Genomic DNA, 10,751 nt, shown 5'->3' with positions numbered 1-10,751 from the left:
CTTACCTCGTTTCTACTTGTCGTTCCTTTGCTCTTAATTGACCACATGCAGCATCAATATCTGAACCTTGTTCTCGTCTTATTGTAGCATTTACACCCAATCTTTTTAATTCTTTTTCAAACTTAAAGATATCATCTTTTGATGTTTTTACATAATTTCGCTCTGGAACATGATTGACTGGGATTAAATTAACATGACAGTTTAGATTTTTAATTAGATGTGCTAATTCTCGTGCATGTTCAAGTTGATCATTGACGCCACCAAATAAGCCGTACTCAAATGTAATACGTCGGTTTGTTTTTTGTTGATAATAACGGATGGCTTCCATTAATTTATCAACATTATAAGCGCGATTGATTGGCATTAATTTAGAGCGTACATCATCTTTCGCAGCATGCAAGCTTACAGCAAAGTTAATTTGAATTTCTTCATCTGCAAAGTCATAAATGCGCGGCACAATTCCAGAGGTAGATACCGTAATGTGACGTGCACCAATGTTTAGACTATTATCATCATTAACTATTCGTAAAAAGTCCATCATTTCATCGTAGTTTTCGAATGGTTCACCAATGCCCATAATTACAATTTGTGATACTCGTTCCTCTGTTGCATCGAGCGCTTTTTGTACTGTAAGTACTTGTGACACTATTTCTCCAGCCTCTAAATTACGTTTTAAGCCACCTAAAGTAGACGCACAGAATGTACACCCAATGCGGCAGCCCACTTGTGTTGTTACGCATACAGAGTTGCCATAATCATGACGCATTAATACGGTTTCTATTGTATAACCATCTTGCAGTTCAAATAGAAATTTAATAGTGCCATCTTTACTTTCTTGTTTAACCACTGTCGTTAATGTCGTCATAACAAAATGATCTGCCAGTAGTTTACGCAAATCTTTGGATAAGTTAGTCATTTCTTCAAAAGAATTAACCCGCTTTTGATATAACCATTCATAGATTTGTTTCGCTCTAAATTTTTGTTGCCCCTGCTCAACTAGCCATTGTTGCATTTCATCAAAACGCAACGAATAAATCGATTGCTTATCAAAATCAGGTAAAAACTTATTCTTCTTCTTTTTTTGAGTGGTTATCATGCTTAACTTTCCTTTCTTTTTATCTTCGTGATAAAGAAGCCATCTGAATTAAAATCTTGTGGCAAAATTTGAAGGGTTTTGATTTGCTCACCTGTTTGTGGGTGTATCATTGGCTCAAATTCGAAATCTTTATTTTCCTTTAAAAAACTATAAATTACATTTTCATTTTCTAATTGTTCAATAGTACAAGTTGAATAAATAATTGTCCCACCAGGTTTTAAATGATGTTTTACATTATTTAAAATGTTTAATTGCAAGTCTACTAGTGCTTGTGTGCCTTCTTTGGATTGCGTATATTTAATTTCTGGCTTATGTCTCAGCACTCCTAAACCACTACATGGTGCATCCACCAAGATTTTATCATACATCTCTGTATATGGTTGAGTTGCATCATGTTGAAATGCATGTACGTTGTTTAAGCCTAATTTTTTGATATTATATTTTATTAAATTAATTTTATGTGCATGGATATCTGTAGCATCGACACTCCCTGTTGGAGTTAAAATTTCTGCCATGTGACATGCTTTACCACCAGGCGCACTACAAGCATCTAACACTTTATCATGTGCTTGTAAATTTGCCAATTGTGCTACAAACATAGAACTTTTATCTTGTATGGATATTAAACCTTCTTTAAATGCACGTGCCTCAATAACGGGGCGTCCTTGTATATGCAAGCAACTTAATATATCAGAATCCTTTGTAACCGTGTACCCGTCTTGTTCTAATGCATCAATAATATCATTTATTGACGCTTTAACAATATTAGCCCTAACAGTCGTCTCTGTGGGTGTGAGCAATGCTTGGCCTATACGATGCGTTTGAGCTAGGCCATAATGAGTTACCCAATGATCAACAATCCATTTAGGCAAGCTATATGCAATTGACATTCGCTTCTTTTCATCAGTTATATCATCCACATTAGGTAAATCACTACGCATTATCTGACGTAAAATAGCATTAACAATATTACCGTTGTGTGGCCCACCTCTATGTTTAGCTATTTCAACAGCTTCATTGATAATCGCATGATTAGGTACTTTATCTAAATAAACATATTGATAGATGCTCATCCATAGTAATTGTCGCACCCAGCCTTTAATTTTCGTTTGTACAAAAGGTCTCAAGTAATAGTCTAGTGTGAATTTTCGTTTAATTGTTCCGTATACAAGTTCAGTGTATAACCCTTTATCAACAGCTGACAAGTCTTGAGAGCTAAGCACATCATTGATTTCTAAGTTACTATAAGCCCCTTCATTCAATATCGCATGGATACTATCTAGTGCATGGCGTCTTACAGATTGTGTCATATTAATTTCTTCCCAACTAAAGAGGTTTGAACACCACTTAAGTAATTTGAAACGGGCATACGTTTTTTACCAGCCAACTGCATATCCGTTATTGCAATAGCATCATCTGATTGCGTACCAACAATGATTGCTTGCTTTGTTGTTGCAATAATTGTTCCTGGTTCCCCAGCTTTATTTTTAATGATATGTGCAGCAAAAATTTTCATATTTTTATCATCCATTGTAGTATATGCAACCGGCCATGGTGCAAGTCCTCTAATATGGTTATGAATCTCTTGAGCGTTGCGCTGCCAATCAACACGTTCGTCGGCTCGACTAATATTTGAAGCAAATGTTGCCTTAGAATCATCTTGAGGAATACTCTGATTCTTTCCTTCTAAAATGTCCGGCAATGTTTTTTGTAATAAATCTGCACCTAAAATGCTTAATTTATCATGCATAGTACCAACGTTATCATCTTCAGTAATACCAATAGCTTGTTGCGCAATGATATTACCAGCATCAAGCTTTTTCACCATGTACATAATGGTTATACCCGTTTCTGTTTCACCATCAATAATGGCTTGATGGATTGGTGCGCCTCCTCGATATTTAGGTAATAAGGAGGCATGAACATTGATTGCACCATATTTAGGTTTTTCGAGTAATACTTCTGGCAATAACTGACCAAAAGCTGCAGTGACAATTAAATCACTATCCAACTGTAATAATGCTTCCAACTCTTCAGAACCTTTTAGCTTTTCTGGTTGATAAACTGCAATATCATATTCGAGCGCCACTTTTTTTACAGGTGGTGGTGTCAGTACACGTTTTCTACCTACTGGACGATCAGGCTGAGTAACAACGGCAATCACTTCATGTTCCTTGATTAACATTTCTAATATTGTCGTTGAAAAATCTGGTGTGCCCATAAATATGACTTTACTCATTATCAAAATACGCCTCCACTTCTTTGTCAGTTAAAATTTTTTGTGCTTTATTTGTAAATGCTATGCCATTCATTTGGTCAATAATATGTTGCATCATGCGTGCCACATCATCATAAGCCGTTAATTCTAGGGTATTTCCCTGTACATCATAACTTTGAACCACAATCATCTGACTACGTGCTACTTCACCATAAATGTCTGGTAAACTAATAGAGCCTTCAAGATCAATGACCTGTTCGTCAGAAGCTTTTATAATAGTAGGATTGATAAGTTGTAATAAACCTTCCATTTCCATATCAACGATAGCCACTTGCTTATCTATCCCTATTTGAGAAGCGCAAAAAGCTGAAGCTTCTTGTTGATATAACGTGTCTTCAATATCTAACAATAGTTGTGTTAATGATTTATCAAACTCAGTCACTCTTTGTGCTTTCCTTTTTAATAAAGGATGCGTCGATTTGATTAATGGTTTAACTGTCATGTATAGACTCCTCTTTAAAATTCATCATATCATTATAACTTATCTAACAAGAAATTGCGACCACTGTTCAAATAACACCATCCATTTTAACATATGTCGTTAACCTGAAATGAATTATTTCTTAAATGCGTTGATTATTGTTCCACTTAAAACAAGCGAGCAGGACAGAATTCATTATGAATTCGTAGTCCCGCCCCGGAAAAGTTGACTAGGATTGAAACAAGCTTGATATAAGTGTATTTTCAATCCAATCAACTACTGTCAATATTTAGTTCATAACTTAAAACATCAATGATGTCACAGACTGTCAGGTTACTTCTGTTTTATAATTTAATATTCTTAAAATGTCATTACATCATGACTTGTGGATCGATATCTATTTTCAATGAGAGTTTATCTTTTATATATTGTTCATGATAGTAGTCATCTAAATATTGTAAAGCTGTTAATAGTTCTGGTTCTCGTTTGTATTTAACTAAAATTTGAAAACGATATTCATTATTTATTCGAGATAATGCTGCTGGAGAAGGGCCTAACACATATGATTTTGAGGTGAGATGTTGCAATAAAATATGATGAATATGCTTAGAAGCCTCCATTACTTTTTTCATCTCTTTATGTGAAATAGTGAAGTTAATTAAAAAATAATATGGTGGGTATTTTCCTAATTTTCGATAAGTCATTTCTCGTTGATAAAATGTTAAATAATTATTTTGTTTAACATCTTGAATTGCATAATGCTCTGGATTATAGGTTTGAATGATAACTTGACCTTCTTTTTCATGGCGACCAGCGCGGCCTGCAACTTGTGTTAATATTTGATATGTTCGTTCACTCGCTCTAAAATCAGGCAAATTAAGCATAGTATCAGCATTTAAAACACCAACTAAAGTAATGTTAGGATAGTCTAAGCCTTTGGCAATCATCTGCGTACCTAATAAAATGTCGCCTTTTCCTTGTTCAAAATCGCTTAGCAGTTTTTCGTGTGCACCTTTACGTGATGTCGTATCAACATCCATTCGTATGATACGTGCATCCGGAAATTCTTGCTGCAACAGTTCTTCAACTCTCTGAGTACCTGTTCCCATTTGTCTAATGTGTTCGCTTTCACAATTAGGACATTGATTAGAAGGCGTTTCTTCATAACCACAATAATGGCATTTCAACTGGTCAGTGGTTTTATGATAGGTTAATGAAATATCACAATTAGGACACTGAGGTACATGACCACAATCTCTACACAACATAAATGAAGCGTATCCTCTGCGATTTAAAAACAACACAATTTGCTCTTTTTTCTTTAATCGTGCATTCATTGCATCTCTCAAATCATTTGAAAACATAGAACGATTGCCACGTGACAATTCTTCTCGCATATCGATAATATCAATATTAGGAAGCGCTTGCTGATTGACTCTATGTGGTAATGAAAGCAACGTGTAAACCCCTTTTTCAGCACGTGCAAATGATTCCAAACATGGTGTTGCACTGCCTAAAATAATTGGACAGTTATGGTATTGACTTCTCCATTGAGCGATCTCACGTGCATGATACCGTGGATAGTCTTCTTGTTTATAGGTAGATTCATGTTCTTCATCGATGATAATTAATCCGAGTTCTTTAAAAGGGGCAAAAATACTTGAGCGTGCACCCACACTTACTCGAGCACGTCCATCTCGAATTTTTTGCCATTCATCATACTTTTCTCCTGTCGATAAACCTGAATGTAAGACAGCTACATCATCACCAAAACGTCGTTTAAAACGTAATACCATTTGCGGCGTTAAGGCAATCTCTGGCACGAGCATCATAGCTTGTTTACCTTTATTTAAAACTGCTTCAATAGTTTGTAAGTAGATTTCGGTTTTTCCTGAACCAGTGACGCCATGTAATAAAAAGGTACGGGCTTCGTCGCCATCGAGCGTTGTTTTCACAGTGTCAAACGCATGTTGCTGTTCTATAGTGAGTTTTTGTTTAACTTCTTGTTCAAACACGCGATTTGCAAATGGATCTCTATCAATTTCTGCATCATATTTTTCAACGTATCCCTTTTTAATTAGTGCATCGAGACTCGAATTTGAAAATCCCATATCGTTGATTTCTTTTAAAAAGACAAAATGTTGCTGCTCATCTAATAAATATGCATACAAATCATATTGTTTTATATATTTTTCCAACTTCGCTAATACTTCGTCTGGATGGTATCCTTGGATAATTTTTACCGCACGCTGTGTTTTTTTCTTTAATTTTTGTGATAATAATGTAACCTCTCGTATGTCACCATTATTCAACAACTGCACCAATTCAGCTAAATCATTGTTTTTTTGTGCATCCTTATATAAGTAATGACCTTCTTTATTAAATTTTACGCGTAAACTTTCAGCAACTTCTTGTTCTTTCACAAGTTCAAATGCTTTTTGATATTTCGCTTTTATGGCACTTGGCAACATTGCTTCAAGCACCGAAATTCTTTTGGTAACATGATAATTACTCATCCATGCACTTAATTGTATTAATTCCGAAGTTAATTCTGGTTGAATATCTTGTACTTCTTTGATTTCCTTAAGCTTAGTTTCATCGATATCTTGATCTGGATGTGATTGTATATCCATAACATACCCTTGCACTGTTCTTGGTCCAAATGGCACAACAACTCTAACACCTACTTGAACAAATGCAGCTAATCGTTTGGGTATGACATAGTCAAATGTGAAATCAACACTCTTTGACGGTATATCAACAATAACCTTTGCTATCATTAATGCCACCTAGTTTCTAATTCATCTAAAATTCGTTGGGCTACGTCTATTTTCTTCCCTTTACTTATATCAATTTGTAAATGATTTTTAAAATGCATTGTTAACTCGTTATCATCCGAACTAAAACCAATCGATGTATCACCAACATTATTAGAAATAATTACATCTGCATTTTTACGTGTTAATTTTTCTTGTGCATAACGCTCGATATCTTGCGTTTCAGCAGCAAATCCCACTAAATATTGATGTGATTTATGCTCACCTAAATATTTTAAAATATCCGGGGTGCGTTTAAAGACAACGGATAACTCACCATCTTGCTTCTTCACCTTATGGGGTTGAACCTCTTTAGGCGTATAGTCTGATACTGCTGCTGCCTTGAATACAATATCCTGGGTCTGATAACGTGCTGTCACTTCTTTAAACATTTCTTCAGCACTTTGAACATGCACAACTTCAATGCCTTGTGGGTCGTCTAGTTGTGTTGGTCCAGTGACTAATGTCACTATTGCACCGCGTTGCTTTAAGGCTTGTGCAAGTGCATAACCCATCTTGCCAGATGACCGATTTGATACAAAACGCACTGGATCTATAACTTCAACTGTAGGACCAGCTGTTACTAATGCGTGTTTACCTTTAAACGTACTTTGTTGTAAATGTTCTTGCTGATCAAAATAACGATTAATTACGTTTAAAATTTCCAGTGGTTCTTCCATACGACCTTTAGCAACATAACCACAAGCTAAAAATCCATCACCAGGTTGAATAAAGTGATACCCATCATCTTCTAAAATGCTTATATTGTGAAGCGTGCGTGGATTCTCATACATATGTACATTCATCGCTGGTGCGATAAATTTTGGCGTCTTTGTTGCCAGCAATGTTGATGTCACCATATCATCTGCAATACCAGCACTTAACTTAGCAATCGTATTTGCTGTTGCCGGTGCCACAACAATAACATCTGCCCAATCTCCTAATGCTACATGTTGAATCTCTTCAGGATGCGCTTCAATAAACGTGTTTGTATATACATGATGTCTACTAATTGCTTGAAACGCCAGTGGTGTAACAAATTGTTGTGCATGTTCAGTTAACATGACTTTCACTTCATAGCCAGCTTGTGTTAATTTGCTTGTTAAATCAATTGCTTTATATGCCGCAATGCCCCCTGTAACCGCTAATAATATATGCTTCATTGTTTGAACTCCTCTTTGGTCTACTTAGCCATCCTTATTTATCTTCATTATACACAAATGTATGTAAGATGAAAAAAAGATAACACAGCAATAATTGTCAGCTTAACTAGTGCTAAAAAGATAAAACACACCTTTTAACCAATGCCTAAGTTGTAGTCTCATTGACTGCATTGTATTTAAAGGTGTGCTATTTGTATGACATCAATATGATTATGAATTAAAAGGATTATCCGCGATATTCTGCAGGAATTTCTGGTACGATTTTACCACTTGCAATTTCTTCAAGCGCTTTGCCAACAGGTTTAGCTGAATGATAATTTGCAAGTAATGCCGTATTCGCTTTTTCATCTAATTCTCGTGCACGTTTAGCTGCCGTAGTGGCAATCAGATATTTAGAATTAATTTTAGCTGTTAATTGATTTAACGGTGGGTTTAACATTATTTTTTGGCCTCCAATATCATTTTTCTATATTTTGCTTCAATACGCTCTCTCTTCAAATGCTCTGCTTCAACAATCGACTGGATTCGCTGTTTAGCCAAATTAACTTTATCATTGACTACAACGTAATCATACAAATTCATCATTTCTACTTCTTTACGTGCCTCACTTACACGTTTTTGAATCTTTTCATCGGATTCTGTACCACGACCTACTAATCTTTCTCTTAGATGTTCTAAACTTGGTGGCGCTAAAAATATAAAAAGTGCGTCCGGGAATTTCTTCCTTACTTGCTTAGCACCTTCAACTTCAATCTCTAAGAAAACATCATGTCCAGCTTCCATCGTATCTTTGACATATTGAACAGGTGTGCCATAGTAATTACCAACGTATTCAGCATACTCGATAAACTGATCTTGTTGTATTAATGTTTCAAATTCTTCTTTCGTCTTAAAAAAATAATCTACGCCATCGATTTCTCCGTCACGTTTATCACGTGTTGTCATAGATATAGAGTACTTATATGATGTGGTTGGATCATCAAATATTTGCTTACGTACAGTTCCTTTTCCTACGCCCGATGGTCCGGAAAGAACTATGAGTAATCCTTTTTCATTATCCATGCCCTACGACCTTTCTATGCTATTCTTCTATTATTTTAATATGATATCACATTGTCATTAAAATTGTATAGCATATCTTAATTAAACTTCTTTCATGACGATAGTCGTCTATCATGTTAAAATATGATGAATGAATTAAGATGAAGGTGGCAAAAAATCATGGCATTTGATGGATTATTTACAAAGAAAATGGTAGAAGCATTACAATTTTTAGTGTCCGGACGTATTCATAAAGTGAATCAACCTGAAAATGATACCGTCATATTAGTAATTCGACAACAGCGACAAAATCATCAATTACTCATGTCGATTCATTCTAGCTTTTCAAGATTACAATTAACATATAAAAAGTATGACAATCCATTTCATCCACCAATGTTTGCAAGGGTATTCCGTAAACATTTAGAAGGTGGTATTATCAAAGCAATTCGCCAAATTGGCAACGATCGTCGTGTTGAAATTGACGTTGAAAGTAAAGATGAAATTGGCGATACCATCTACCGCACTATTATCTTAGAAATCATGGGTAAACACAGTAATCTTATCTTGACAGACCATGATGGAAAAATACTAGAAGGCTTAAAACATTTAACACCAAATACAAACCAATATCGTACTGTTATGCCAGGCTTTAAATATGAAGCACCACCAACTCAGCATAAGCTTAATCCTTTTGAGATTACTGGACAACAAACGTTAAAATATATTGATTTTAATGCAGGAAAAATTGCCAAACAATTACTTAATACCTTTGAAGGTTTTAGTCCATTAATTAGTAATGAAATCGTACAGCGACGTCAATTTATGACTAACGAAACGTTACCATTAGCCTATGATGAAGTCATGCAACAAACATATAATCAACCACAGCCTATTTTCCATAAAAATCATGAAACTGGTAAAGAAGATTTTTACTTTATGCCGTTGTTACAATTTTCAGATGATGTATCTGAATATGCATCTTTGCATGAATTATTAGATCGTTACTTTGATGCCAGAGGTGAACGTGATAGAGTAAAGCAACGTGCAAATGATTTAGTGCGTTTTGTGCAACAGCAATTAAACAAAAATGAACATAAGTTATCTAAATTAATTTCAGAATATGAGGGAGCTAAAGATAAAGAAACACAACGATTATTCGGAGAGCTTATTACAGCAAATATTTATCGAATTAAACAAGGTGATAAAACGGTAACTGCACTCAATTATTACACAGGTAAAGACGTCACAATCCCATTAAATCCAACTAAATCCCCTTCTGTAAATGCACAATATTATTATAAGCAATATCAGCGTATGAAGACACGCGAACATGAGTTAAAACATCAAATTCAACTAACGAAAGAAAATATTGCTTATTTCGAAACAATAGAGCAACAGCTACAACATATTACTGTTGATGAAATTGATGAAATTCGTGATGAACTAGCTGAACAAGGCTTTATGAAACAACGCAGACAACGCCATAAGAAAAAGCAGACAGCCATACGTTTACAAACATATTTATCCACGGATGGAGATACTATTCTTGTCGGCAAAAATAATAAACAAAATGATTACTTAACTAATAAAAAAGCGCATAAATCACATTTATGGTTTCATACAAAAGATATTCCAGGTTCTCATGTTGTGATTTTAAATGCGCATCCAAGTGAAACGACGATTAAAGAAGCGGCAATGTTAGCGGGTTACTTTTCAAAGGCGGGACTATCTGGCCAAATCCCTGTAGACTATACAGAAATAAAAAACGTGCATAAACCTTCAGGCGCTAAACCTGGATTTGTAACTTACGACAATCAAAAAACATTATATGCTACGCCTGATTACGATAAAATTCAAAGCATGAAACAATCTTAACATCAGTAGTTGCGAGTCTGGAATATAATTATATTTTAGGCTCTGAGTTCTATATTGG

At 35.0% G+C, this 10,751-nt stretch carries 9 protein-coding genes; 1 reads left to right on the top strand and 8 read right to left on the bottom strand.

Annotation, left to right across the window (positions count from 1 at the left end):
- Position 1 precedes the first annotated feature (1 nt).
- The 8 genes from rlmN to gmk all read right to left on the bottom strand — a co-directional run bounded on the left by rlmN (position 2) and on the right by gmk (position 8,836).
- Complete coding sequence (gene rlmN, locus HMPREF2864_RS08420; RefSeq protein WP_002459330.1) at positions 2-1,096, bottom strand: dual-specificity RNA methyltransferase RlmN; 1,095 nt, start codon at positions 1,094-1,096, stop codon at positions 2-4.
- 2 nt (positions 1,097-1,098) lie between these two features.
- Positions 1,099-2,406 (bottom strand): 16S rRNA (cytosine(967)-C(5))-methyltransferase RsmB, encoded by a 1,308-nt coding sequence (gene rsmB, locus HMPREF2864_RS08415; RefSeq protein ID WP_070545150.1) that lies wholly within the window; start codon positions 2,404-2,406, stop codon positions 1,099-1,101.
- Complete coding sequence (gene fmt / locus HMPREF2864_RS08410) at positions 2,403-3,335, bottom strand: methionyl-tRNA formyltransferase (protein WP_070545152.1); 933 nt, start codon at positions 3,333-3,335, stop codon at positions 2,403-2,405. The genes rsmB and fmt overlap by 4 nt, the downstream gene beginning before the upstream one ends.
- Entirely contained in the window at positions 3,328-3,816 is a 489-nt protein-coding gene (locus tag HMPREF2864_RS08405) for a peptide deformylase (RefSeq protein ID WP_070545154.1), read from the bottom strand. The genes fmt and HMPREF2864_RS08405 overlap by 8 nt, the downstream gene beginning before the upstream one ends.
- A gap of 350 nt (positions 3,817-4,166) precedes the next feature.
- Entirely contained in the window at positions 4,167-6,575 is a 2,409-nt protein-coding gene (gene priA, locus HMPREF2864_RS08400; RefSeq protein ID WP_002459334.1) for a primosomal protein N', read from the bottom strand.
- Positions 6,575-7,774: a bifunctional phosphopantothenoylcysteine decarboxylase/phosphopantothenate--cysteine ligase CoaBC gene (gene coaBC, locus HMPREF2864_RS08395; protein WP_070545156.1), complete on the bottom strand. Its 1,200-nt coding sequence runs from the start codon at positions 7,772-7,774 to the stop codon at positions 6,575-6,577. Before coaBC ends, priA begins: the two co-directional genes overlap by 1 nt.
- A gap of 226 nt (positions 7,775-8,000) precedes the next feature.
- Complete coding sequence (rpoZ, locus tag HMPREF2864_RS08390; protein WP_002459336.1) at positions 8,001-8,213, bottom strand: DNA-directed RNA polymerase subunit omega; 213 nt, start codon at positions 8,211-8,213, stop codon at positions 8,001-8,003.
- Complete coding sequence (gene gmk, locus HMPREF2864_RS08385; protein ID WP_002459337.1) at positions 8,213-8,836, bottom strand: guanylate kinase; 624 nt, start codon at positions 8,834-8,836, stop codon at positions 8,213-8,215. Before gmk ends, rpoZ begins: the two co-directional genes overlap by 1 nt.
- A 159-nt stretch (positions 8,837-8,995) precedes the next feature.
- Between gmk and HMPREF2864_RS08380 the strand changes: the two genes are divergently transcribed.
- The gene (locus HMPREF2864_RS08380) at positions 8,996-10,693 is read left to right on the top strand and encodes an Rqc2 family fibronectin-binding protein (protein ID WP_070545157.1); all 1,698 of its coding nucleotides are present in this window, start codon (positions 8,996-8,998) and stop codon (positions 10,691-10,693) included.
- Positions 10,694-10,751: the final 58 nt, after the last annotated feature.

It is taken from the genome of Staphylococcus sp. HMSC059F04, assembly GCF_001812565.1.
GTDB classification, from domain to species: Bacteria; Bacillota; Bacilli; order Staphylococcales; family Staphylococcaceae; genus Staphylococcus; species Staphylococcus lugdunensis.
This window is presented reverse-complemented; position numbering and strand designations above follow the sequence as displayed.

Excerpts from the sequence above, each read along its gene's own strand:
- rlmN (WP_002459330.1), bottom strand. The coding sequence starts at position 1,096 with ATGATAACCACTCAAAAAAAGAAGAAGAATAAGTTTTTACCTGATTTT.
- rsmB (WP_070545150.1), bottom strand. The coding sequence starts at position 2,406 with ATGACACAATCTGTAAGACGCCATGCACTAGATAGTATCCATGCGATA.
- fmt (WP_070545152.1), bottom strand. The coding sequence starts at position 3,335 with ATGAGTAAAGTCATATTTATGGGCACACCAGATTTTTCAACGACAATA.
- HMPREF2864_RS08405 (WP_070545154.1), bottom strand. The coding sequence starts at position 3,816 with ATGACAGTTAAACCATTAATCAAATCGACGCATCCTTTATTAAAAAGG.
- priA (WP_002459334.1), bottom strand. The coding sequence starts at position 6,575 with ATGATAGCAAAGGTTATTGTTGATATACCGTCAAAGAGTGTTGATTTC.
- coaBC (WP_070545156.1), bottom strand. The coding sequence starts at position 7,774 with ATGAAGCATATATTATTAGCGGTTACAGGGGGCATTGCGGCATATAAA.
- rpoZ (WP_002459336.1), bottom strand. The coding sequence starts at position 8,213 with ATGTTAAACCCACCGTTAAATCAATTAACAGCTAAAATTAATTCTAAA.
- gmk (WP_002459337.1), bottom strand. The coding sequence starts at position 8,836 with ATGGATAATGAAAAAGGATTACTCATAGTTCTTTCCGGACCATCGGGC.
- HMPREF2864_RS08380 (WP_070545157.1), top strand. The coding sequence starts at position 8,996 with ATGGCATTTGATGGATTATTTACAAAGAAAATGGTAGAAGCATTACAA.